This is a genomic window from Halobacillus sp. A1-3 (assembly GCF_050971765.1).
Classification (GTDB): domain Bacteria; phylum Bacillota; class Bacilli; order Bacillales; family Halobacillaceae; genus Halobacillus; species Halobacillus mangrovi_B.
Genome location: NZ_JBPCEO010000009.1, coordinates 135736 through 159105, shown reverse-complemented (window position 1 = coordinate 159105; position 23370 = coordinate 135736). Strand labels below are relative to the sequence as shown.

Sequence of the window (23370 nt, the reverse complement as noted above, 5' to 3'; positions counted from 1 at the left end):
ACCGATTATTCTTTAACAGAACCTCCAAGAATTCCAGAGATAAACTGCTTCTGAAGCAATAAGAAGAAAATCATGATTGGCAATGTGGACAATGTCGTCCCCATCATGACCTGTCCGTAGTCAATACGGGACATACCGACTAGACTAGAAAGTGCAACCGGTAAGGTGTACATATCCTGAGACTGCAACACAACTAATGGCCAGATAAAATTATTCCACTGGAACATGAATAAGAAGATAGCCACTGCAGCAAGAGCAGGCCTCATAACAGGCAGGACAATTCTGAAAAAGATATGAAATTCCCCTGCTCCATCCACACGAGCCGCTTCAAGGAGCGAATCAGGGATCGCTTGCATGTTCTGTCTCATTAAGAAAATCGCAAACGGATAAGCAACCTGGGGCAGGATCACCGCCTGGAAGGTATTCAGCCATCCAACATTCGAGAAGATTTCAAATAAAGGAATTAAGGTTACGTGATACGGAATCATGATGGCAACCAGCAACATGAAGAATATCGCATTTCTTCCTTTAAATTGGAACTTAGCAAAAGCGTAACCTGCTGCTGTACAGATAATCGCTGAAATTACCGTAAACGATAAGGTTATGAACAAGGAGTTTCCAAGTACCCTAACGATTCCTACATTTTCATTTAAATTTTTAAAGTTTTCCCATCCATAGTCTCCTGGAAGGAAGTTCGGTGGAACCTTAAAGATTTCACCAGATGGATTCGTCGCTCCTACAAACATCCAATAGAACGGAAATACCGAAACAATTACACCGACGAATAAAAAGATGTACAGAAGTGTTTTTCTAAAAGGACTGACGTTATGCCTCATTTATCTTCACCTGCCCATTTCATTTGTGCCCAGGAGAGTACTCCAATGATCAGAACGAGCACATATGCGATTGCGGATGCGTATCCAAAGTCAAAGTATCTGAAGCCGTTTTGATATAAGTACAAGGTTATGGTTAGTGTAGAATTATTCGGACCGCCTTCGGTCAAGATATACGGTTCATCGAACAATTGGAGCGTGCCGATCGTAGATAACACAAAAGTAAATAAGAAGATCGGTTTTAACTGCGGAACAGTAATATAGAAGAATTGACGCAGTTTTCCGGCTCCATCCATTTCAGCTGCTTCATATAGAGATCCTGGGATGTTCTGAAGACCGGCTAAGAAAATAACCATGTTATACCCAGTCCAGCGCCATGTAATAGCTGCCATCAGTGCTACCTTGGCCCAAAACGGATCTGAGAGCCACGCAATCGGGTCGATCCCTACAAATGATAATAGATAGTTTACGAGACCATAATTCTCATCCAGCATAATCATAAAGATAATAGAAGAAGCTACAAGTGCTGTAATCGCTGGCATGAAGAACGCAATTCTGAAGAAGCTCTTCATTTTAACCAACTGAGAATTCAATGCTACTGCAATGACAACTGCGAGGAACAATTGAATGGGGACTTGGATGATCAGAATTAGGAATGTATTTCCTAACGCCTTATAAAACAATCCATCTTGAAAGAGCCTTATATAATTTTCCAGCCCTGCAAATACATACTCCGAACCTTCACGTTTTTGAAAACTTAATAAAAGCGAGGAAATAACGGGATAAACCGTAAAGATAAGAAAGAATGTAACAGCTGGCAAGATAAAGATGTACGGGACATTCTTAGGTGTGATCCAGCGTTTTCTTGACTTAGGTTTGCTCGACTTAGCTACATTTTGCTCATTCGTTTCTTCCAACGCAAAATACCTCCTTAATAGACTGACAGCCTTTTCGTTGAACCGCTTACATTTTATTACGACGGCTGACTTTGTTAATTAATTTAATTTACTTAATAATAACATATAGCCCTAGAGATGTCTGCTTTATTTCGGAAAAATCTAAAAAATCGGTTAACGCCTTATGGACGCTAACCGATTTTTACAATGACAGTCTATTTTGAATAGTATCGTCTATTCGCTTATTTTACGATCTGTCTCACTTTTCAGTTTCTCTGCCGCTTCCTGTAATGCTGTATCAATATCTTTACCATCTAACAAGATAGATGCTTGAGTATCAGACATTGTATCAAAGGCACGAGAGTAATCTGACGTATAGTTCGCTACAGGAATCTCTGATACCTCATCCGCAAACAGTTTGAAGATTTTCTGATTTGAGAAGAATTCAGACTCTTGATTGAAGAAGTCTTCTTCATAAGTTGAATTTAGAGATGGGAAGATCCCTTTCTCTTCCAAAGCTTTCATTTGAGGATCCACTTCTGTTGTAAAATATTCAACAAACGCATAGGCTGTATTCTTATTTTCAGATGAGGATGGGATAACTAGATCCGAACCGCCTAAGTTCGCTGCACGGTTGCCGCCTTCTTCAAATGCTGGCAGTTGGAAAACTCCCCACTGGCCGCTTTGATCAGGAGCCTGGTCCATAATCGTACCTGTGTACCAAACTCCGAATGGTACAGTAGCTACTTCACCGTTAACCGTCGCTGAAACAACCCCATTCCAACCATCATTGTTTAAGATGAGCTCTTCATTATTCAATTGGTTAATGACTTCAAACGCTTTTTTAGATTCCTCAGAAGTCACATCAATATTTCCTTCTTCATCATAGTAATAAGCACCTTGCTGATTTAACATCATACGGTACAAGGCATCATCTTTCGCGATATCCACAGGCACCATATTTGTTCCTGTTTTCTCTTTTATCGTTTTACCGGCTTCGATGTAGTCATCCCAAGTCTTAATATCCTCTGGATTTACACCTGCTTCTTCAAAAATGTCTGTGCGGTAAAATACACCTGTTGGTCCAATATCCCATGGTGCCGCAAAGAAATCACCATCTGAGTTTTGAGTTACAGAAAGTTTGTACTCCCCAAATTTATCTTCATGTTTGTCATAACCCATTTCTGATAAGTTCGCTAGTGCATCCGGGAATTGTTCTTGATAATTAGCTAATCGATCTGACTCTACTAATACTACATCCGGAAGGCCATTACCGCCTGAAGCTAGTCCGACAGTTAATTTTTCATAGACATCTAACCGGCCGATGTCTTCCACCTTAACTTCCACATCAGGATACTGCTCTTTAAAACCATCGACAGCTAACTCCATTGATTCTGCTGCTACGTTCCAACCCCATACAGTGATTTCACCTGAAGGCTCACCGCCACTTTCACCAGAAGTATCCTCACCACTATTGCCAGAACAGGCAGACAGCACCCCTGCGACTAGCCCAACTAAAAGAAATATACTCAACCATTTTTTCATCTTGCTAGACTCCCCCTTTGTTAGCGTTTACAAAACTTAATAAAATAAATTAATTAACTAATACTAACGTAGCATAATTATCATAGATTGAAAAGACTTTTCTTAAAATTAGAACATTTTAAAAGGGGTTTAGAAGGTGAAACGATAGGTTAGTTGCTTGTTCACTTAATAAATTTAATTAATTAAGTTGATAATTATGATATGATAAATGTATTCAGAATTGTTGGAGGGATTGGATGACCACAAAGTATACTAGGGGAAGTTTTCAATTGATGAAGTCTATGAATCGTTCCATCATATTAAATATGATCAGGAAACAAGGGCCTATCTCTCGAGCAGATATAGCAAAGCAAAGCCGGCTTACTCCCCCTACTGTCAGCAATATTGTTAAAGAACTGATCAATACTAAATTTGTCATAGAGACCACTCAAGGAACATCGAAAGGCGGTAGAAAACCTACCCTTCTTGAGATAAATGTTGACTATTTTTACGTTCTAGGAATTGATGTTGGAACAACAAGTATGAAATTTGTTGTAACAAACTTATTTGGTGAAGTTAAAGATACAACAAATCTGGACATCCCTCCCTCCCCTTCTAATGACGATTTATTAGTAACGATGAAACAAGGGATCCATGATTTATTAGCTAATGGAAATAATGATCCTGATAAGTACTTAGGAATCGGTGTGGGCATGCACGGCATTGTCGATCCTGTAAATGGAATTTCTTTATTTGCTCCTACGTTCCAGTTACACGACATTCCTATTAAGGAAGAATTGGAAAAAGAATTCAATATGATTGTAAATGTAGAGAACGACGCAAGAGCTATGACCTTAGGAGAATATTGGTTTGGACATGGCAACGATGCAGACAATATGGTCGGCGTAAACGTAGGAAACGGAATAGGGGCGGGCTTAATGGTAAAAGGAAGATTATTTCACGGAGAAAATAGTCTTGCTGGAGAAATTGGACATATAACCATTGACCTTTCCGGCCCTAAATGCCCATGTGGAAACTACGGCTGTCTACAAACGCTAGCTGCGGGTCCCGCTATTGCTGAGAGAGCCATAAAAGAATTGAAATCTGGAAAGAAATCAATCATCCAAGACCTAGTTAAAGGTGACTTTGATAAGGTAGATGGACGTGTAGTATACGAAGCAGCTTGCCAGAATGATGAATTTAGTATTCAACTGCTCAACCAGACCGGAAGATACTTAGGTATTGGCCTTACCAATCTGATCCATACCATCAATCCAAAGAGAATAATCATCGGAGGCGGCGTTTCTAAAGCAGGATCTTTCTTAATGGAGGGTATTGAGGAGACGATTCAAACAAGAGGGCTGACAGACAAAGCGAAAGAAACATCGATCGTTATTTCAAAATTGGGTGAACATGCGTCTGCTATAGGAGCATGTGTCCTTATATTAGAAGAATTCTTTGCAAAATAAAATTCTAGAAATACGAAAAACCTTATGAATGCCATAAGGTTTTTTGTTTTCCATTATTCATTGGCAACTTGCAGGATCATTCCTTCCAGTACTTCAATATTCCTAGCATTGAACTTAATGCCTTTATAATCAAACACAAGTACTTGCTGATCCTGCACCTGTAATAATTCTTCATAATTTCTTTTATCCGTCTCTATTTTCTGATATGTGACCATTGTATCGATGTTTTTCCGTGCTAGAAGAACTTTCATCCCCTCAATGGACGATTGGTATTTTTTATTTGGTGGTTCGGTTTCGTAAAATACCACAATGTGATACTCATTTTGAGAGGAAGGAGTAAAATGTTGAACGGCCTGTTGTGAACCACTAGCGCACCCTGCCAAAACCAACATCACAACGAGCCAACAATAAAGCTTTTTCACCCTTACACGCCTCCAAATCGGTATTTCCCTTCTTATAAGATACGTGAGGAAAGTATGGAATATCACCGTCTAATGAGAAAAAAAGGGGCCTCAGGTCATCCAATTTCTGGATGACCTGAGGCCCCTTTTTTTTGGTATTTCATATTACTGTGCGAGAAGAGATGCGCCGATGACTCCTGAGTCTCCGCTTAAGGCGGCTGGCTGAAGATTCACTTTGTCGACTAAGCCAGGATAGAGGTATTTTTTCACTTTCTCTCTTAATGGTACCCAGATCAAGTCGCCTGCTTTCATAACACCGCCACCAATGACGAATACATCCGGGTTTATCGTGTGAGTCAAGTTGGCAATGCCCATTGCTAAATATTCAATAGCTTCATCTACGATGCGTTGAGCTCTCTGATCTCCCTCACTGACGAGTTCAAACACCGCTTCAGCTCCGCCTTCAATTTCATACAATTGATACGCTCGCTGACCGATTGCTGTTCCACTTGCATAACCTTCCAAAGCACCCTTATTCAAATTGCTGTATTGATAACCGCCAGGATTTAAAATCATATTACCGATTTCACCGCTATAGCCTTGCGCCCCGCTGAAAACTTTTCCTCCTATGACCAATCCGCCCCCTACACCTGTGCTTACCGTAATATAGAAGACACTGTTGTATTCTTTTCCACTTCCAAATCTCGCTTCAGCAAGGGCGGCGGCATTTGCGTCGTTGTTCAATTGGATATTGTCGGTGGAAAAATACTTTTTCAATCCATCAACCAAATACACTTCCTCCCATCCTGGCAGGTTTGGCGGGTTCAGAATCACCCCTCTGTATGGATCAAGGGGACCTGGTGCTCCAATTCCGATCCCTTCGACCTTTTCATCTTCTGCCAGGGTCTCAATCATTCGGATTATATTGTTGATCGTATGAACAGGTCCTTTTTCTGGTTCGGTCTGTTCCTGTAACAACTCTTTAACGGTTCCATTTTTATTTATGATCGCTACTCTTACATTCGTTCCTCCAAGATCAATCCCGATATGAATCCCCATGTCAAACCTCTCCTTTTTTTTAAAAATCCCTTATATTAATCGTTTACCCCTTCTCCTTTTATCATAAATGTCTGAAAGTTATTTTTACAGGAATCTACAAAAAACGTATAATAGAGTAGTAACTTTCTATGAAAAGAGGTGGGGGTATGAGTCGCAGAGCAATCAAGAAGAAAAAGAGACGTAAAAAAAGACGTTGGAAGATTCTCCTTTTTGTAATTGCTATCATACTTGTAATCGGAGGCTTTTATCTTTTCTCCGTATATAATAATGTTAGAACAACCGTTAACCAAGACTTACACGAAGACGTTTCCTCAATAGATACTGATGAGACAAAAGAAAAAGTAGATAATAAAGAGCCTATTAACATCTTGCTCCTGGGCGTGGATGAACGTGAAAATGATGTCGGCCGCTCAGATACTATGATTGTTATGACGCTTGACCCTAACAACGATCAGATGCAAATGGTCAGCATCCCGCGTGATACGAGAGCTGAAATAGCTGGAGACGGACGAGTAACGAGAATCAACCATGCTTACGCTTACGGAGGCAGCGATATGGCGGCTAATACCGTTGAAAACTTCCTTGATATCGACCTTGACTATTACGTTCGGGTCAACATGGAAGGGCTATCGCAGTTAGTGGATGCCGTCAATGGAATTACCGTACAAAATGACCGAGCTTTTAGTTCGGGCGGTTTCAATTTTAAAGAAGGTCAAATTGAACTCGATGGACGTGAAGCACTCGCGTATGTGCGCATGCGTAAAAATGATCCAAGTGGTGATCTTGGCCGTAATGAACGTCAACGCCAGGTGATCCAAGGGATTATTGATAAAGGGGCCAGTCTCAATATCATGAACAAAGTGGATGAAGTAATGACTGTACTCGGGGACAATGTAAGCACGAATATGCAATTTGCTGATATGAGACGTCTGGCTACGAATTATAGAAGTGCCAGAAAAGATATTTCCACTTACCAGATGAGTGGACAGGGTACGATGTCTAATGGGATGTACTTGATGATCATGTCTGATGAAGAGATTCAGAAGACGCATGATATGATTGTGAATTTTGGTTCGAAAGAATAGGAAAGAGCTGTCCTGGTTTTCAGGACAGCTCTTTTGATGATTCGTTGATTCCTTTTTTCTAAATGACATGGGTTGGACTTTATTCAAGGTGCCAACAGGAAAGTGGAAGACTCTATTTCGAGACTTTATTGGAAGGTAGTGGCGTTGGGGAAGGATTCACCTTTCCTGCAGGGAAACTGGCAAGCCTTCTCTTTCGCTTCGCTCTCAGCGGCGTCTCGCCTAGTTCCTTCTCGTGCGAGAGTCCACCGTTTTCCCATCCACCATCATTTAAACAAAAGTCTCGCAACTGAATCTTTAAGAATATGAAGCTTGTTTTTAAGTATAATCTGAGTTTAACTCTTTAACCGCTGGGACAATGGATAAATGCCTAAACTTTGAATAACAAGCGATAGAAATACGACACCAAAGCATAAAGCAAGCAGTGTGTCTGCTCTGCCCGATGTTTCAGCTTCAAGGCTCAAAAGGAGGACGACAGACATGGTGCCTCTAATTCCGGCCCATGTGACGAGGGTGGCAGACTTCCACCCTAAGGCTTTTCTCCAGAATGGAAAGAATTGCACCATCCCTGAAATAACGACGAAACGAATGACAAGAGAGGCGATAAACAAAAGAACAATCCATCCCCAAAGATCTATCGAGACGTGATCGGTCATCTCAATCCCCATGATTAAAAATAAGATAGATAACAATGTGGGCTCGACCACATCCCAGAAACCAGCCAACGACTCTCGGTAATGGTCTTCTTTGTTGGTATGATTGAATTCCCATGACAGCATGATCCCAGCCGCTACGGTCGATAAGACACCTGATACGCTTAGGTGTTCAGCGATGTGAAAAATCCCATAAGCGAGCACAATGCTTAACATTACCTGAAATTCTTTATGGTGAGTAACGTGGACAGCTTTGCTGACTCCCCACCCAAATAAAATTCCGAGAAGAGCTCCTCCTAAAGAAACATAGAGAAACTCCCCAAAGAATGACCAAAATTCAAAAGACTTCTCATTCGTATATACACCGAGCAAAACAGTAAACAAAACGACACTTGTACCATCATTGATCATCGATTCTCCATCGACCACATCTGCTACTTTTTCGTCGTCAGAAGCGGACTTCAATATCGATACGACTGAAACTGGATCAGTGGGAGTAAGTATGGATGCGATTAATAAGGCTCCTATAAGGGTCAGAGATAGCACAGAACCTAAAACAACATAAGTAAAGAACCCTAGAAGAACAGCTGTCACAACAAGCCCAACCGTACTCAACGTCGCAATGATTCCAGCATGTGCCCTCAGCGCTTTTGGAGAAAAACGATAGGCTGAAACAAACAATAAAGCAGGTAGGAAAATGTCATAAAGCACTTCTTTTGTCACTTCTATATTTTGAAAATAGGGAATAAAAGACACGCCGATCCCCAGTAGGAACAGCACGGTCGGAACAGGGATATTCTTTTGTTTTTTATCTAGTGTAAAGACGGTGTAGCCAATGAAAAGTAAAAGAATCACCTGAGAAATTGTCATTTCACCCATTCCTTTCATAAAGAAAAAACACATCAATTTAGGCTGATGTGTTTTCTGTACGACTTTGTTGTATTCTTTTTACCCAATATACAGTGGCGCGAATCATCATATAAACGGAACAAAAGGCCAAGAAGCCGAGAATACTGATTGCCGCATCAGCAAACTCCATATTCCCTCTACCTGTAATTTTTTGCTGGATCTCAACTGCGAATACGAAGACGAGCATCAACGTAAACGAAAACAAAAATGAGATAGCTGTTATGCTCAACTTTGCTAAGTAATGAAATAAAATATCGACAAAAAATAATCCAATGAGTCCAAGAATGCCAATCACCCAAAAATGGAGGTCCTTGTCTGTAAGGTTCCATCCCATTAGGCTCGTTACGTCTATCAGCACATCATGCCAAACATTTACGAGTTCAGCTAATAACAAAATTACTTCTTTCATAAGACTCTCAATCTTCTCCTTTTCAAGTGCCTAATCCTTCCATTTAGGTAACTCTACCATATTTCCTTATGATTTAATAGTTTTTTCTTATAGCTTGATCTCTCTTCATAAGTGTTTGAGCCTGTCACTTTCTTTTAAAAAATAGAAAGGCTCTCTTGTATAAGAGAACCTTTACTGATAGCTTTCTTGATAAACTTTTTCTCCCTGCGGGTGAAATCTATAATAGAGTGGATACGCTCTCGTATAGCAAAGCTGAATTACAGGGCCAAGGAAAAGCATTGGAGCTAACGTTCCCAGTCCAACAGGTCCTCCTATGGCCAGAGCTAGAGATGTCATGATTACCGCTACAAGCGTTTGACCTGCCTGGATACTCAAGTTAAAACGGTTACTGACGGCAAGGAATAACTGATCAACCGGCGCACGCGGGAATTGAGGAAGAATATAGATCGCTACTCCCAGACCAATCACGGCTACACCTGTCAATAACGTTAGAACTTGAACGAGATAAGGAGCGGTGGATAGATCAACATTCCCAAACACAATTTCCAGCCAAAAGTCCAAAATTAAACTTTCTAATACGACAGGAACGACAGCTCTCACTTCAGGCAGCTGTTTCATCAATTTTGCATTGATGAAAATAATAAGCAACTGGAACGCTCCGTACCAAAAACCGACCGTGTACCCGAGATGATCGGACACTCCAATGAAAAATGATGTCCAAAATCCGGCCCCCAGTGTGGCATTGATCAGTAAGGCAACTCCGAAAAAGTTGACGAACATGCCTAACAGGTAAACCAATGAGCGATAAAGCATGACGAACTCCTCCCTTCTCCGTAAAAAATGTGGTCACGATAGAGCTTCTGGCTCAAATTTCGTGACCACATTTTATTAGCGATTATTTTTTGCGTCAATCCGTAAAACTCACTTGAAATATAATTTTTACATTTCAGCTGAAACCTTTGGCATTACTGGGTTTTAGGCTCTTATTTTTCCAGCATTATTTGATGATTGTGGAACCTTTCAGCATTTCTGGTTTTGCACCTAAAATGAGCAAAAATAATTTAGGATAACCTATGTTTTTGTGCTTTCTCAGCCGTTCCTGCACTACCTGGATATCTTCATGCTCTTTGAGCATTGTGACTTCTCTTTGGTAAAGGGAAAGAATAGATTCCTTCACGTACTCAGGATAATAGGGGGTGAGGTCTTCATTCATGACTAGAGAGCCCATATAACCATATTTAATTTGAAGCTGGCGTGTCAGACTGACGACATGAAGCAGCTGCTCGAACACAGCTGGATGCGTTTGTTTCAGGTTCTCAAAATCTTCTTTCGCAGACTCTAATTCACCCAAGCTGGCTAATGTTTTCAACATAATTGTCTTCCTCCTTTTCCCATGGCTTTTCGAGGCCAATGATCTTTGTCAGCTCGCGACTGTGTTCTCTTCTAATGTGTCTTGTCTTCGCACGCTCTTCACCTGATTGATAAAGAAATTTCTCTTCTTCTGTTTCAGGTACCACATCTGGTACTTGGATTGGTTTTTTATTTTCATCAAGAGCAACAAACGTTAAAAAGGCCGTTGCTGCCATCCTGCGCTCTCCAGTAATCATGTCTTCGGCAATCACTTTGCAGAAGATTTCCATCGATTTTTTACCTGTATAGGAAACAAACGATTCTACACATACTGAGTCAGTCTGGTGAATCGGATGCAAGAAATCAATCGAATCCGTTGAGGCCGTCACACATTCTTTTACCCGTGCGTGGCGTCTTGCGGATAACGTTGCGTTATTGTCCAATTTTTTCATAAGAACTCCGCCGAACAAGGTGTTGTAATTATTCAAATCATTGATCATTACTTGATCCGTATTGATGACTAAACTATCTTTAGGGCTTTTCGCTTTCATAGGTCCTCTTCCTTTCTGTATTTATTCATCGCTAAGCGCTTATTCGTAGTGACATGTCTCTACAAAAAGGATGATACATTCAGTCTAAGGACCTTTTATAGAAAAGTGAAATAGTGATTTCTCATGGGTTTCATAGACATTATCTATGTAAATGGTTACATGGATGCATGACGGGCATAGTTTGGAATAAATATCCCCCTCAGGTCATCCAGAATCTGGATGACCTGAGGGGGAGTTAAGTTTTCCCAACCGTTATTCAGCTGAACTATTTGGGTCTTGGGTAAGGCGGGTTTGTGTGTAGGTGAGCCATTCTTTTGTTGCATAGGAGAGGTATCGCTCCTTAGGCCAGATAATGGCAAGCTCCCACTCTACGGATGGTTTGGTGACTTTGATGGCTTTAACATCTTCTTTGAGGAGTTTGGAAACGCTGTTTGGCAGGATGGAAATGCCGAGGTTCGAAGCGATCATTTTTCCAATAAAGTCCCATTGAGAACTCTTAGAAATAACTTTTGGAAGAAATCCAGCTTCTTTACATGCGCCCGTAATCCTGTCATTAAGTACAAAATCTTTGTTAAACATAATGAAGGATTCTTCCTTTAGCTCCTCTAGTTTTATTTCCTCTCTTTCGTAAAGAGCGTGAGAAGGCGGCAGGACGACTTTAAGCTCTTCTCGTAATAAGAAGAAGTAATCGAAGTCTTCTTCCTTTGTGGGCAGGACGGTAATCCCGACGTCAAGCTCATCAGCAAGGATATTCTCTTCAATTTTTTTCGCTCCGTTCTCGATGAGCTGGAAGGTAATGTTCGGATACTGGTTGTGAAAGCCTCCCAGGATATGAAAGAACTGCTCTGCATCCATAATCGGAGGCAGGCCGATTCGTATATGACCTTTCTGCAAACCAAGAAGGTCATCCAGCTGAGTCTGGAGGTTATTGAACGCTTTATTGATGACTTGAGCTTGCGCTAGAATGACGCGTCCTGCATCCGTTAACGTGATTTGTTTACGTGACCTTTCAAATAGTTCTACGCCAAGATCTGCTTCTAGATTCTTGATCATCTTACTAATCGTTGGTTGACTTATGTATAAGTGTTCTGCCGCTCTCGTGAAACTGTTGAATCGAGATACTTCGATAAAATATTGTAAATGTCGAATATCCAAACTTCCTCACTCTGCCTCTCTCCATAAATTCTATCCCCATCATAGAAAACCAGCACTCAGCAAAGCAAGAGATAAATTTGGGATTTTCTGTTACCTCAGGTCATACATATTTTTCCATTCAACGACCAGATACTTTCTTTGCTCCTTGCTAAGCTGGGGCAATAGCTATAAAATTCATACATAAGACTTTTTTGACAGAAACTTTAACGTTAAGGAGAACTCATTATGGCACGGACCGTCTCTTTTCAGCCGAAACACTTCATTGATCGGCTTTCCCCTTTCCAGATCATCGTATTGTTCTATGTGTCTGCGGCACTACTATCAACGTTGTTGATCAGTTTGCCTTTTTTACATAGAGAAGGGGTTCAATTGAGTTTCATTGATAGCTTATTCACGGCTGTAAGTGCAATCAGTGTAACCGGCCTAACGGTTACATCAACAGCCGAAACCTTCAATACAGCCGGTTATTTTGTCCTTATGTTCATTCTCCAGTTCGGCGGGATAGGTGTAATGACCCTCGGTACTTTCGTCTGGCTGCTGCTTGGTCAAAAAATCGGACTTAAACGAAGGCAACTGATTAAAACAGACCAGAACCGCTCGACCTTTTCCGGTATGGTTAAGCTAATCCGGCAGATCTTACTTATCATCGTGATCATCGAAATCATTGGTGCTATTATTTTAGGTATCTATTTTACGCAATATTTCCCTAGTGTCGGCGAAGCTTTCGTCCAAGGAGCATTCGCTTCAGTGAGTGCTACGACGAATGCAGGGTTTGATATCACAGGTTCTTCGCTCGTCATGTTTGAGAACGATTATTTTGTCCAATTCATTAATATCTTGTTATTAACGCTCGGGGCCATCGGTTTCCCAGTACTAATTGAAGTCAAAGATTATTTAACCAAAAAGCAGGAAGATTTCTTTACGTTTTCCCTGTTCACAAAGTTGACTTCGATTACATTTGCTGCCTTAGTTGTGATTGGAACGATTCTTATCTTCCTATTCGACCGGACTCACTTTTTTAGTGATAAATCGTGGCATGAATCTTTCTTTTACGCTTTTTTCCAATCGGTAACCACTCGTAATGGGGGGTTAGCCACGATGGACGTTGCGGAGTTTACGTCTCCGACGCTGCTCGTCATCTGTGTCCTCATGTTCATCGGTGCGTCCCCAAGCAGTGTTGGAGGAGGGATTCGGACGACCACATTTGCGATTATGCTTTTAAGTATTCTGGCTTATGCGAGAGGGAAAAGGCATGTGCGTGTCTTCCGCAGAGAAATCCATGAAGAGGATATCTCCCGGTCGTATATTGTTATTACGACAGCAATGATGATTACGGGTGGTGCAATTATTTTATTAAACGCCTTCGAGCCGCAGTTTACCCTCTTGGAAATAATCTTTGAAGCTTGCTCAGCTTTCGGGACGACAGGGCTTTCGATGGGGATCACTTCTGACCTTCACACAGCAGGAAAAATCATCATTATTTTCTTAATGTTTGTTGGCCGAATCGGGATCTTCTCCTTCCTCTTTATTTTAAGAGGCCGTGGGATCACCGACAATTACCGCTACCCACGTGAACAAATGATCATCGGCTAGGCAGGATAGAAAATGTAAAAAACCCCCACCTCAGGTCATCCAGATTTTGGAAAAATCGAGTTGGGGGTTTTCTAGTGTTTTTCTTGTAAGCGATTTCATTTATATGAGTTTTAACTAATGACTCTGTGTACTATTTTAATCCAGCCAAAGAACGAACACCATAAAGGAATACTCAATATCAGGGACCATCTCAAACCTGTTAAGAAATCATTTTCTTTAAACATTTTGATGACCTCCGCTTCTTTGAATATCTTAATAACTATAGAATACCCATAATATAAGAATTTTATAACCTATGAATCTGCACCAGATGTTTTTTCCTTCTGATCACAGTTGAAACAAACTAACGACTGATCTTCCTTGATCACTCCATCAAGAAAGCCATCCCTGCAATAAATCTCACTCCCGCACCGAGTGCAGGTTCCTACTAATTCTACCATTCTGCTTCACTCCTGTTAAAACTGAAGTAGATCGGGCTCGATTTAGAGTACCTCTATCATGACATAAAAAAACCCTGACGTATGTAAGTCATCGTCAGGATTTTTCTATCTTCATTTCGGTTAAGTGAAATGGAAAGATATTTTTCCTAGCACGAATTCTCAGTTTTTTTTACAGATTTTCGTATTTCAGGAGGTTTTGCGCGAATCCAATCTTTCGCTTCTAGTTCTTAACAACTATTATCATTGATACATGAACCTCATCATCACGTGAGCAGCCAGTCTGCTCGTAATATCCCTTACGTCCTTAGAAGGATCCACCTCAACAATATCCATAGCTTTGACCAAAGGGTGTCTGGAGGCCATAGCTACACTTGAAAGCAATTCACGGCTCGTCATGCCTCCTGGCCCGACCGCTGGACACCCTGGCGCAAATGCTTGATCCACAACATCCATATCGACGGAAAGATAGATCATATCGACTTTGTCTTTTAATCTTTCTATCTCTTTCGACACTACAGTGTCCAGCCTTTGCCGCTCCAATTCCCCCATTGTATAAAAGCGGACACCCTGTTCTTTTGCGTAATCCGAATAGGCCTTTGCATTGGAGAAATCTCGTATACCAATCTGAACAAGATCTTCTCCTTGTAAAACATCAGCCTCAATCAAACTGCGAAAGGGTGTACCATTCGTACGTCCCCCATCATCCAAATTTCGCAAATCATGGTGAGCATCCCACTGGATTACGCCAACTCTGCCATATTTCTTATGAAAAGCAGAAATAGATGGAAAGCTGATGCCATGGTCGCCTCCAAGGACTATATAACGGCTGCAAGCTTCTGTATCGATCATATCGGTTACGCTTTGTTTCAGCCGATGCAGCGTTTCTTCAAGATCGGTCGGATGTGTTTGTACGTCCCCATAATCCAGCCAGACCACATCAGAATAATCACGATCCCGGCTACCGTCATACGTACTGAACGTTCCAAGTGCGCTCCTAATCGTTTTTGGTGCTTCTGAGGCCATCGAAAAGGAAATCGATGATTTAGAAAAAGGTAATCCGACTACACCAATATCGCCTTTAGTCCCTTTCTCATAAAAAAGTCTCGATTCGTCCGCTTTTGTTGTGTAGCGGTCTTTAAATTTAGGAATGGCTTTCGGATTGAGGTACTGAAAAGACATGACTATCACCCCGCTCCCAAATCTTTTCGCCACGCTTCCAGACCGTACTCACGTGATTGGTGCCAAAGTGGTACGGGATATATTTATAATTCGGTGCTTCCCACAGCACAAGATCGGCAGCAGAACCCACCTCTATACGTCCTGCCTGTTTCTCTCTACCTATCGCAAATGAAGCATTAGCGGTGACCGCATTCCAAATTTCTTCCGGTGTCATTTTCAGCTTCAGCGCAGCTAACGACATGATCATTTGCAGGTTTTCAGTCACGCAGCTTCCCGGATTGAAATCAGTAGCGAGCGCGACCGCCGCGCCAGTGTCAATCATTTTTCTGGCAGGGGCATACGTATCTTTTCCAAGGTAAAACGTTGTCCCTGGTAAAAGGACAGCAACTGTTTCTGAAGAAGCTAAATCCTGAATGCCCTGCTCTGAAGCTGCTACGAGGTGGTCTGCTGACACAGATCCCATTTCCACGGCGAGCTCCGTACCTCCCAAGGGGTCAATTTCATCGGCATGAATTTTCGTTTGAAATCCAAGCGCTTGGGAAGCTTGCATAAAACGTCTCGACTGCTCAATTGTAAACACCCCTGTTTCGCAAAAGATATCCGTGAATTGAGCTAAATCATTTCTTTGGACTTCTTCCAGCAAAGCAATCATCTGAGTCAGGAAGCTTTCAGGATCCTCTTTGTATTCAGGTGGAATCGCATGAGGGCCAAGGTACGTAGACACAATGTCCAGCATGCTTTCTTCATTTAACTGCTTAGCAACTTTCAATTGCTTAAGCTCCGTTTCTTTATCCAGGCCATAGCCACTTTTCGCTTCAAGAGTAGTCACGCCATAGGATGCGATTCGTTCTAAGAAAAACTTCCCCTTTTCCAAGAGCTTCTCTTCGGTTGCTTTTCTAGTAGCCCTAACGGTGGAGAGGATTCCTCCACCTTGTTTCAAAATGTCGAGATAAGGGACGCCTTGCTGTTTTAAAGCAAGCTCTTCTTCGCGCGAGCCTCCAAAGATTAGGTGAGTATGAGGATCGACAAGTCCAGGGGAAACGACTCTGCCATTTGCATCGATGGTCTCCTTTGCCTCTACTCTTTCTGTTGCGCTACCTATCCATGCCACTTTCCCGTCTTTCAACGCTACCGCCGCGTTTTCTTTTACATTTAAAATCTTCATTTCTTCCCCTTTTAGAGGTCCTTTTTCAGGAAGAATGAGCTGCCCGATATTCGTGATTAATGTATCGTACATGTTGGGGTACCTCCTTCTTTTAACAGATGATTATTTTTGCACCTTAAACGAATTATGATTGATCAAATATTCCAATGTGATGTTTCTTCGCCATCTCTTCTGCTTTCTCATAACCTGCGTCAGCATGTCTTAAAATCCCCATACCAGGATCTGTCGTCAATACGCGTTCTAATCGTTCTTTTGCTAAGTCCGTACCGTCGGCGACAGCGACCATACCTGCATGAAGGGAGTATCCCATACCAACACCGCCGCCATGGTGGAAGGAAATCCACGAACCGCCTGCCGCTGTGTTGATGAGCGCGTTCAATACCGCCCAGTCCCCAACAGCGTCACTGCCATCTTTCATCGCTTCTGTTTCTCTATTCGGCGAAGCAACCGAACCGCAGTCCAGATGGTCTCTTCCGATAACAATAGGCGCTTTTAATTCCCCGGTTTTAACGAGTTCATTGATGGCAAGACCCATTTTTGCCCGCTCACCATAACCGAGCCAGCATATTCTTGAAGGAAGTCCCTGGAACTGGACCTTTTTCTGTGCCATATCGATCCATCTGATCAGCTTTTCATTTTCTGGAAAAAGTTCTTTAATCAGCCGGTCTGTACGATAGATGTCCTCTGGATCACCAGATAAAGCGGCCCAGCGGAAAGGCCCTTTTCCTTCACAAAATAACGGGCGAATGTAGGCAGGGACAAAGCCCGGGAAGTCGAACGCAGCCTTCACCCCTTCATCAAAGGCCACTTGGCGAATGTTGTTGCCGTAGTCAAAGACAATAGATCCTTTCTTTTGAAAATCTAGCATCGCTTTTACGTGTTTCGCCATAGATTTTGAGGCTAACTGCACATATCGTTCCGCATTTTTTTGGCGTAATTCTTCCGCTTCAGCTAGCGAAAAACCTTCTGGAATGTACCCATTTAAAGGATCGTGAGCAGATGTCTGATCTGTAACTATATCAATCTCTACGCCTTTATCCAGCAATTGATGATGGATATCAGCGGCATTTCCTAAGAGTGCAATGGAAAGCGGCTTGCCTTGCTGTTTAGCTTCCTCTGCCATTAGCAGAGCTTCGTCAATGGAGTCAGCTTTCTGGTCACAATATCCTGAAACTAAACGTTTTTGTATCCGATCAGCGTCTATCTCCACTGCGATGACGACTCCACCGTTCATCGTGACGGCTAAAGGCTGCGCTCCTCCCATACCTCCAAGGCCTGCCGTCAAAGTGATCGTTCCTTTTAACGTACCACCAAAATGCTTCTCTGCGAGCGACGCAAACGTCTCATAGGTCCCTTGCAAAATTCCTTGAGAGCCGATGTAGATCCAGCTTCCTGCTGTCATTTGGCCATACATCATCAATCCTTTCCGGTCGAGCTCGTGAAAGTGCTCCCAAGTGGCCCATTTCGGAACGAGTACTGAATTTGACAGAAGCACCCTAGGAGCTGCTTCATGTGTTCGAAATACTCCAACCGGCTTTCCTGATTGGATCAGCATCGTTTCATCTTTTTTCAACTGCTTTAATGTTGAGACGATCGCCTCGAAAGACTCCCAATTTCGTGCCGCTTTCCCTATCCCTCCATAAACAACTAGTTCCTCTGGCTTTTCAGCGACCTCCGGATCAAGGTTGTTGCATAACATTCTTAAGACAGCTTCTTGCTCCCAACCGAGACATTCAAGGTTCGTGCCTTTTCTTGCACTAATACTACGTGTTTTCGACATAATATCTTCCCCCTTCTGAATACGATTGCCATGCGTTCCACTCAAATTGGTCTCCCTTCAACCACTCCGTCAGCCTTTCAATATCATTTGAGAAGACGCGATCTTCTACAATAGGCGGTACAATAGTCCTCGCCGCTTCCCACAAACTCCTTGTTACAGGAGCTGCTTTTTCTATTCCTCGATACTCTATGGCCTGCATCGCACAAATCAGTTCAATGGCTACGACTTTGTACGCATTTTCAATGATCATTGAGGCATGGCGGGCTCCAATTGTTCCCATACTTACATGGTCTTCCTGATTGGCTGAAGAAGGAATCGAGTCTACACTTGCAGGATGGGCAAGGGTTTTATTTTCTGATACAAGCGATGCAGCAACATACTGCATAATCATAGCCCCAGACTGTACACCAGGGTCGACACTGAGAAAAGGCGGCAGGTCGTTCAGCTGCGGGTTCACTAACCGCTCGACTCTACGCTCTGATATGTTTGCCAGTTCACTGATACCGATTTTTAAAAAGTCCATCGCTAAAGCAATCGGCTGCCCGTGGAAGTTTCCTCCGGATACAACGAGGCTTCCTTCATTTAAAATAAGTGGATTATCCGTGGCCGCATTCATTTCAATCTCCAGTTTGTCTTTTACATACGAGAGCGTTTGCCAAGTAGCTCCGTGAACTTGAGGAATGCAGCGGAGCGAGTAAGCATCCTGCACACGCTTTTCGCCCTGATAGGAGACAAGGAGGCTTCCCGCTGTAATTTCACGAATTCTTCTAGCCACTTCCATTTGTTCCTTGTAACCTCTGGCTTCGTGGATCGCAGGGTGAAAGGCATCAATGATCCCTTCCAGTGCTTCCAGCGTCATCGAACCAGCCCAGTCGCAAGCTAAAGCGAGCTGTTCAGCTTCGATGTAATTGATCACACCCACCGCTGTCATCGCCTGGGTTCCGTTGATAAGGGCTAATCCTTCCTTAGCTTTTAATTGGATCGGTTTGAGCCCTAGTTCTTGGTAAACATGAACAGTTTCATGCACTTCACCTTTATAAAAGACTTCTCCTTCGCCCATAAGCACAAGTGCTAAGTGGGATAAAGGCGCTAAATCACCGGAAGCGCCAAGGGAGCCTTGAGATGGAATTCTCGGATGTATGTGTAAGTTCACGAGTTCGCACAAACGGACGACGATCTCTTCTCTGACTCCAGAAACTCCTTTCAGCAAAGCATTCAACCGAAGCACCGTCAGTGCCCGGCTGACCACCTCTGAAAAAGGCTCTCCGACTCCGCACGCATGAGAGCGAATTAAATGGAGCTGCAATGTATCGACTTCATGATCAGGAATTCTTACATCACTTAACTTGCCAAAGCCTGTGTTAATTCCGTAAACCGTATCTCCATTTTTAACAATGCCCTCGACAGAACGACGACTAGCACGGACGTTCTGCAAGCTGCCCTCACAGATTTTGACAGGTTCATATTGAAAGCATATCTCTTTCATCTGCTCGATCGATAAATGATTTCCGTCTAATACAATCATATTCTCTCCCCCTTTCTTTCAATGTTTTTAAGACATTAGACTAAAAAAAGAGACGACAATGGCATAGAAATACCATTGTCGCCTCCTCATAACTTATGACTATAGGCTACTTACTTATTTATATATGATTAATACCAAGTCCAAATGTCTCGTGTTCCAAACCTTTAACCGGAGCTCCTATTGTTCCGTAAAAAGCGACAGCAATCCAGTTGCCTTCCTCTTTACGGTCATAAGGCTCTCCCCGGACAATAGCAAAGCGAAGTCCGACCGTCCGCATCATATTACCGACGCCAAGCTGACCGCGCATAACTCCCTCAAGGGACTCTAAAATAGCGTGATACAAGGCGTGTGTTTCCCTGTATACGTCTTGCGAAATGATTCCGTTTCGTTTCGCTGCGGTTTCTACTGCCGCAATGACCTTCTGAATATCCATGGAACCTGCTTTTCCCTGACAAAACTGAACTTCTTCAAGAGAAGCTGCAAAAGGCTCAAGCTCATCAGGGGTGAGCGATGCTACAAGCATAGCCAGTTTGCCGATTTGAATTTTCTGCGTCATCTCATTCACCACATTCGTCTCATAACTAATAACTATCTAAATTGTAACCGCTTTCTTAAATTTCTGTCAATATCAGCTTTTGGAATAAACAACCACCTCAGGTCATCCAGAATCTGGATGACCTGAGGTGGTTAATATTCCCATCCCCTCAAAGGATTTGATCGATGATGCCGTAGTCTCTTGCTTCTTCGGCACTCATGAAGTAATCCCGTTCCATATCTTCGCGTACTTTTTCTGGTGACTGTCCTGTGTGATCGGCAATAATTTGATTGACCTTGTCTTTCAGCTTCAAAATCCGGCGGGCGGAAATTTCAATATCTGTCGCCTGGCCTTTAGCTCCGCCAAGCGGCTGATGAATCATTACTTCACTGTTGGGAAGGGCGTAGCGCTTGCCTTTCTCCCCTGCCAATAACAATATCGCTCCAAAGGATGCAGCCATTCCAGTACAAATGGTCCTGACATGAGGCTTGATGTGCTTCATCGTGTCAAAGATGGCAAACCCTGCTGAAGTAGAGCCGCCCGGGCTATTAATATAAAGGGAAATATCTTTATCAGGATCGTCAGCTGTTAAGAACAACAGCTGAGCAACGACTGTATTTGCTACTTGATCATTAATTTCATCCCCTAATATGACAATCCGATCTTTTAACAACCGGGAATATATATCGTAGGAACGTTCACCATTTCTCACTTGTTCAATGACATACGGAATCGTAGCCATCGCTTTATCCTCCTAAATCCTAAGCAGCTACGCACATAGGAGAGAAGCTTTGTTTTTTGGAAAGGCTTCGAGTAGAAGTGAATCCTTTGAGCAATGGAGCCATTTTTAACAACCGGGAAGGATCATTCGTTATCAAAGCGTTTCTGAAGAGTGGATAAAGGACTTCATAATCCTCTTCGTCCATCGGCTGGATCGAGCGTATTCCTTCAGATTGAAGTCTGCGCCTTGCTCTATGCAGGGTATCTTTTACAGCTTCTTCACTCATGCCGAGGTAATCAGCCAATTCACGGGACTTATAGAGGAAGACTTCCTTCAAGAAAAACGTGACGGCCTGCTTGGCTGTAAGCTGAGTCAGTAATTGATCGAGCACTTCTTCATTAGAAGGACTGTCTGTGTTTGTTTTCGACTCACTGACAGATTCATGGAGTTCTTCTTTTTCTCGTTTGCGCACTTGATCAACCCATGTGTGATAGGTCACTTTTTTCAATAGCGCAAGCGACCATTCATCCTGTGGGTACTTTAGAAGTGCCTTTACGATGGCTTCTTGTGCCAGGTCTTCTCCATCCCACTTATTCTTTGATAAAAAAAGTCCATACCGCTGTAGATTCTCCCACCAATTTTCCGGAAGTTTGTGATTGCTTTTAGTTTTTAAAACGGTTAACCGGTTCATTGCTCTACTCCTTTCCAAACCTCTCACCCTTATAAACGGTTAAGAAGTAAAAAAAGATAGGGGTTATTTAAATATTTTCCATGCTGACAAAAATCCGATGATCCATAATGGAATTGAAATCAGTGTCCCCCACAAGCACCCTTTATAAAAATTCGGCTCAGACATGTGACACTCCTTCCATATCTTATTATTCATTACTATACCCTGATATCCCCTTTCCCATCTCAGAAAAAAACTGCTGAGGAAGTCCCTCAGCAGTAGATCATTTATTTCTGTATAAACATTTGTGTCCAGTAGTGGCCGTAACCTCCACCTTCCACATGACCAATCCCGATATGTGTCAAATCAGGATCTAATATATTCATTTTATGTCCTGGACTATCCATCCACGCATTGACTACTCCCTCTGGAGTCTGCATGCCTGCTGCGATATTTTCAGCGGCACTCTCGTAAGTAATTCCAAATTCGCCCATCATGTCAAACGGTGAGCCGTACGTTGGAGATTCATGTGCAAAATACCCTTTATTAATCATGTCCCGGGATTTCTCTTCAGCAACCTTCGATAATTCTGTATCGATTGTCAGCGGTTCCAAACCTCTGCTAGTTCTTTCTTCGTTAGTCAGTACAACCACTTGTTTTTCAAATGACGTTACCTCTTGATCATCTGCATCAGAGGATTGCTCTTCTTGTTTAATAAACGATTGATCCATAGTTGCTGCTAACATTACGGAAAACTCAGCTCGATTAACACTTTGAGCAGGTCTGAATGTTCCGTCAGGATATCCGTTAATAATTTGCTGAGACGATAAATCAAGTACGGATCCTTTCGCCCATTTTATGGATGCCACATCGCTGAACTCCACCGCTTCGCCTGCTCTTTCTACACCGTAGGCATTATCGATGATCACAGCAGCTTCCGCTCTTGTAATCGCTTCAGAAGGCTTGAAAGTTCCATTCGGATACCCATTAATCAGCCCTTTTTCATTGGCTAGAGCAATGGCATTCGCATAAAAATTGTCTCCAGATACATCACTGAACGCTGGTACCTGGTTTGCTTGTTCGTTTGGATACAGAGCATTGACAAGCATTAACGCTGCCTGAGCGCGAGTAATGTTATCCTCGGGTCCAAATCGCCCATCCCCATATCCCTGAACAATGCCTTGATCATGTAAGTATTCAATTTCCTCGACTGCCCAAGGAACTTGATCGACGTCCTGGAAGGTGCTTGATGCACTTACCGTCCCAGTAAAAACAGAAAGCATGAGAGCTAAAGAAAAAATCGTCGACCCTATGAATTTCAATGATTATTCCTCCTCGTTTGAAATAATTTCTATACTACTAGTTTTATATATTCTATTCGAAGAAGTCAATTCCCTATTGAGGGTGTTCATTAAATCTACTAATCTTTTTAAGAAGTTTATTAAATTCTGTAATTATTTTGTAAAATTAT

General features: G+C 42.4%; 23 protein-coding genes. 3 read left to right on the top strand and 20 right to left on the bottom strand.

Translation table 11 applies throughout. From position 1 onward, the window contains the following. Nucleotides 1-5 precede the first annotated feature (5 nt). The 3 genes from ACRYKC_RS16395 to ACRYKC_RS16385 all read right to left on the bottom strand — a co-directional run bounded on the left by ACRYKC_RS16395 (nucleotide 6) and on the right by ACRYKC_RS16385 (nucleotide 3274). Nucleotides 6-836, bottom strand: coding sequence for a carbohydrate ABC transporter permease (locus ACRYKC_RS16395; RefSeq protein WP_433808257.1), 831 nt, complete (start codon nucleotides 834-836; stop codon nucleotides 6-8). Then, the gene (locus tag ACRYKC_RS16390) at nucleotides 833-1687 is read right to left on the bottom strand and encodes a carbohydrate ABC transporter permease (protein WP_433808367.1); all 855 of its coding nucleotides are present in this window, start codon (nucleotides 1685-1687) and stop codon (nucleotides 833-835) included. The genes ACRYKC_RS16395 and ACRYKC_RS16390 overlap by 4 nt, the downstream gene beginning before the upstream one ends. A 276-nt stretch (nucleotides 1688-1963) precedes the next feature. Beyond that, nucleotides 1964-3274 (bottom strand): ABC transporter substrate-binding protein, encoded by a 1311-nt coding sequence (locus tag ACRYKC_RS16385; protein ID WP_433808255.1) that lies wholly within the window; start codon nucleotides 3272-3274, stop codon nucleotides 1964-1966. A gap of 236 nt (nucleotides 3275-3510) precedes the next feature. Here ACRYKC_RS16385 and ACRYKC_RS16380 point away from each other — a divergent pair, with 236 nt between their 5' ends. Then, the gene (locus tag ACRYKC_RS16380; protein ID WP_433808253.1) at nucleotides 3511-4722 is read left to right on the top strand and encodes an ROK family transcriptional regulator; all 1212 of its coding nucleotides are present in this window, start codon (nucleotides 3511-3513) and stop codon (nucleotides 4720-4722) included. Nucleotides 4723-4775: 53 nt separating this feature from the next. Here ACRYKC_RS16380 and ACRYKC_RS16375 read toward each other — a convergent pair whose 3' ends face one another. Both ACRYKC_RS16375 and ACRYKC_RS16370 read right to left on the bottom strand, forming a co-directional pair. After that, on the bottom strand, nucleotides 4776-5144 hold the full coding sequence (locus tag ACRYKC_RS16375) for a hypothetical protein (protein WP_433808251.1): 369 nt from the start codon (nucleotides 5142-5144) through the stop codon (nucleotides 4776-4778). A gap of 144 nt (nucleotides 5145-5288) precedes the next feature. Next, nucleotides 5289-6182: an ROK family protein gene (locus ACRYKC_RS16370; protein ID WP_433808249.1), complete on the bottom strand. Its 894-nt coding sequence runs from the start codon at nucleotides 6180-6182 to the stop codon at nucleotides 5289-5291. A 146-nt stretch (nucleotides 6183-6328) separates the two neighbouring features. Between ACRYKC_RS16370 and ACRYKC_RS16365 the strand changes: the two genes are divergently transcribed. Further along, nucleotides 6329-7267 (top strand): LCP family glycopolymer transferase, encoded by a 939-nt coding sequence (locus tag ACRYKC_RS16365; protein ID WP_433808247.1) that lies wholly within the window; start codon nucleotides 6329-6331, stop codon nucleotides 7265-7267. Nucleotides 7268-7599: 332 nt separating this feature from the next. On the opposite strand, the gene ACRYKC_RS16360 is transcribed toward ACRYKC_RS16365, so the two are convergent. The 6 genes from ACRYKC_RS16360 to cidR form a co-directional block, all read right to left on the bottom strand. After that, nucleotides 7600-8787, bottom strand: a complete 1188-nt coding sequence (locus ACRYKC_RS16360) for a cation:proton antiporter (RefSeq protein ID WP_433808245.1) — start codon at nucleotides 8785-8787, stop codon at nucleotides 7600-7602. Between the two features lie 37 nt (nucleotides 8788-8824). Continuing rightward, a complete protein-coding gene (locus ACRYKC_RS16355) occupies nucleotides 8825-9235 on the bottom strand; it encodes a hypothetical protein (protein ID WP_433808243.1) in 411 nt (136 codons plus the stop codon). 171 nt (nucleotides 9236-9406) lie between these two features. Continuing rightward, on the bottom strand, nucleotides 9407-10048 hold the full coding sequence (locus tag ACRYKC_RS16350) for a YczE/YyaS/YitT family protein (protein WP_433808241.1): 642 nt from the start codon (nucleotides 10046-10048) through the stop codon (nucleotides 9407-9409). A gap of 184 nt (nucleotides 10049-10232) precedes the next feature. Next, nucleotides 10233-10607, bottom strand: a complete 375-nt coding sequence (locus ACRYKC_RS16345) for a hypothetical protein (protein ID WP_433808239.1) — start codon at nucleotides 10605-10607, stop codon at nucleotides 10233-10235. Next, complete coding sequence (locus tag ACRYKC_RS16340; protein ID WP_433808237.1) at nucleotides 10579-11136, bottom strand: acyl-CoA thioesterase; 558 nt, start codon at nucleotides 11134-11136, stop codon at nucleotides 10579-10581. The genes ACRYKC_RS16345 and ACRYKC_RS16340 overlap by 29 nt, the downstream gene beginning before the upstream one ends. A 252-nt stretch (nucleotides 11137-11388) precedes the next feature. Then, entirely contained in the window at nucleotides 11389-12291 is a 903-nt protein-coding gene (gene cidR, locus ACRYKC_RS16335) for a cidABC operon transcriptional activator CidR (protein WP_433808235.1), read from the bottom strand. 225 nt (nucleotides 12292-12516) lie between these two features. Here cidR and ACRYKC_RS16330 point away from each other — a divergent pair, with 225 nt between their 5' ends. Then, on the top strand, nucleotides 12517-13884 hold the full coding sequence (locus tag ACRYKC_RS16330) for a TrkH family potassium uptake protein (RefSeq protein WP_433808233.1): 1368 nt from the start codon (nucleotides 12517-12519) through the stop codon (nucleotides 13882-13884). A gap of 293 nt (nucleotides 13885-14177) precedes the next feature. Here the strand turns inward: ACRYKC_RS16330 and ACRYKC_RS16325 are convergent, their stop codons facing one another. From ACRYKC_RS16325 to ACRYKC_RS16285, 9 genes are all read right to left on the bottom strand, one after another. Continuing rightward, nucleotides 14178-14324 carry a hypothetical protein gene (locus tag ACRYKC_RS16325; RefSeq protein ID WP_433808231.1) on the bottom strand — a complete coding sequence of 49 codons (147 nt, stop codon included), beginning with the start codon at nucleotides 14322-14324 and terminating at the stop codon, nucleotides 14178-14180. 240 nt (nucleotides 14325-14564) lie between these two features. After that, complete coding sequence (gene hutG / locus ACRYKC_RS16320) at nucleotides 14565-15503, bottom strand: formimidoylglutamase (RefSeq protein WP_433808229.1); 939 nt, start codon at nucleotides 15501-15503, stop codon at nucleotides 14565-14567. Continuing rightward, entirely contained in the window at nucleotides 15466-16740 is a 1275-nt protein-coding gene (hutI, locus tag ACRYKC_RS16315; protein ID WP_433808227.1) for an imidazolonepropionase, read from the bottom strand. Before hutI ends, hutG begins: the two co-directional genes overlap by 38 nt. 52 nt (nucleotides 16741-16792) lie before the next feature. Beyond that, on the bottom strand, nucleotides 16793-18448 hold the full coding sequence (hutU, locus tag ACRYKC_RS16310; protein WP_433808225.1) for a urocanate hydratase: 1656 nt from the start codon (nucleotides 18446-18448) through the stop codon (nucleotides 16793-16795). Next, nucleotides 18432-19973: a histidine ammonia-lyase gene (gene hutH / locus ACRYKC_RS16305; RefSeq protein WP_433808223.1), complete on the bottom strand. Its 1542-nt coding sequence runs from the start codon at nucleotides 19971-19973 to the stop codon at nucleotides 18432-18434. The genes hutU and hutH overlap by 17 nt, the downstream gene beginning before the upstream one ends. A gap of 118 nt (nucleotides 19974-20091) precedes the next feature. Next, a complete protein-coding gene (hutP, locus tag ACRYKC_RS16300) occupies nucleotides 20092-20529 on the bottom strand; it encodes a histidine utilization transcription antiterminator HutP (RefSeq protein WP_433808221.1) in 438 nt (145 codons plus the stop codon). Nucleotides 20530-20677: 148 nt separating this feature from the next. Continuing rightward, complete coding sequence (clpP, locus tag ACRYKC_RS16295) at nucleotides 20678-21250, bottom strand: ATP-dependent Clp endopeptidase proteolytic subunit ClpP (RefSeq protein WP_433808219.1); 573 nt, start codon at nucleotides 21248-21250, stop codon at nucleotides 20678-20680. A 19-nt stretch (nucleotides 21251-21269) separates the two neighbouring features. Next, nucleotides 21270-21920 (bottom strand): sigma-70 family RNA polymerase sigma factor, encoded by a 651-nt coding sequence (locus tag ACRYKC_RS16290; protein ID WP_433808217.1) that lies wholly within the window; start codon nucleotides 21918-21920, stop codon nucleotides 21270-21272. Between the two features lie 266 nt (nucleotides 21921-22186). After that, nucleotides 22187-23221 carry an S-layer homology domain-containing protein gene (locus tag ACRYKC_RS16285; protein WP_433808215.1) on the bottom strand — a complete coding sequence of 345 codons (1035 nt, stop codon included), beginning with the start codon at nucleotides 23219-23221 and terminating at the stop codon, nucleotides 22187-22189. Nucleotides 23222-23370 lie beyond the last annotated feature (149 nt).

Bases quoted from the DNA above. Each gene is read 5' to 3' on its own strand.
- ACRYKC_RS16395 (WP_433808257.1), bottom strand. From the start codon at position 836: ATGAGGCATAACGTCAGTCCTTTTAGAAAAACACTTCTGTACATCTTT.
- ACRYKC_RS16385 (WP_433808255.1), bottom strand. From the start codon at position 3,274: ATGAAAAAATGGTTGAGTATATTTCTTTTAGTTGGGCTAGTCGCAGGG.
- ACRYKC_RS16380 (WP_433808253.1), top strand. From the start codon at position 3,511: ATGACCACAAAGTATACTAGGGGAAGTTTTCAATTGATGAAGTCTATG.
- ACRYKC_RS16370 (WP_433808249.1), bottom strand. From the start codon at position 6,182: ATGGGGATTCATATCGGGATTGATCTTGGAGGAACGAATGTAAGAGTA.
- ACRYKC_RS16365 (WP_433808247.1), top strand. From the start codon at position 6,329: ATGAGTCGCAGAGCAATCAAGAAGAAAAAGAGACGTAAAAAAAGACGT.
- ACRYKC_RS16360 (WP_433808245.1), bottom strand. From the start codon at position 8,787: ATGACAATTTCTCAGGTGATTCTTTTACTTTTCATTGGCTACACCGTC.
- ACRYKC_RS16355 (WP_433808243.1), bottom strand. From the start codon at position 9,235: ATGAAAGAAGTAATTTTGTTATTAGCTGAACTCGTAAATGTTTGGCAT.
- ACRYKC_RS16350 (WP_433808241.1), bottom strand. From the start codon at position 10,048: ATGCTTTATCGCTCATTGGTTTACCTGTTAGGCATGTTCGTCAACTTT.
- ACRYKC_RS16345 (WP_433808239.1), bottom strand. From the start codon at position 10,607: ATGTTGAAAACATTAGCCAGCTTGGGTGAATTAGAGTCTGCGAAAGAA.
- ACRYKC_RS16340 (WP_433808237.1), bottom strand. From the start codon at position 11,136: ATGAAAGCGAAAAGCCCTAAAGATAGTTTAGTCATCAATACGGATCAA.
- ACRYKC_RS16330 (WP_433808233.1), top strand. From the start codon at position 12,517: ATGGCACGGACCGTCTCTTTTCAGCCGAAACACTTCATTGATCGGCTT.
- ACRYKC_RS16325 (WP_433808231.1), bottom strand. From the start codon at position 14,324: ATGGTAGAATTAGTAGGAACCTGCACTCGGTGCGGGAGTGAGATTTAT.
- hutG (WP_433808229.1), bottom strand. From the start codon at position 15,503: ATGTCTTTTCAGTACCTCAATCCGAAAGCCATTCCTAAATTTAAAGAC.
- hutI (WP_433808227.1), bottom strand. From the start codon at position 16,740: ATGTACGATACATTAATCACGAATATCGGGCAGCTCATTCTTCCTGAA.
- hutU (WP_433808225.1), bottom strand. From the start codon at position 18,448: ATGTCGAAAACACGTAGTATTAGTGCAAGAAAAGGCACGAACCTTGAA.
- hutH (WP_433808223.1), bottom strand. From the start codon at position 19,973: ATGATTGTATTAGACGGAAATCATTTATCGATCGAGCAGATGAAAGAG.
- hutP (WP_433808221.1), bottom strand. From the start codon at position 20,529: ATGACGCAGAAAATTCAAATCGGCAAACTGGCTATGCTTGTAGCATCG.
- clpP (WP_433808219.1), bottom strand. From the start codon at position 21,250: ATGGCTACGATTCCGTATGTCATTGAACAAGTGAGAAATGGTGAACGT.
- ACRYKC_RS16290 (WP_433808217.1), bottom strand. From the start codon at position 21,920: ATGAACCGGTTAACCGTTTTAAAAACTAAAAGCAATCACAAACTTCCG.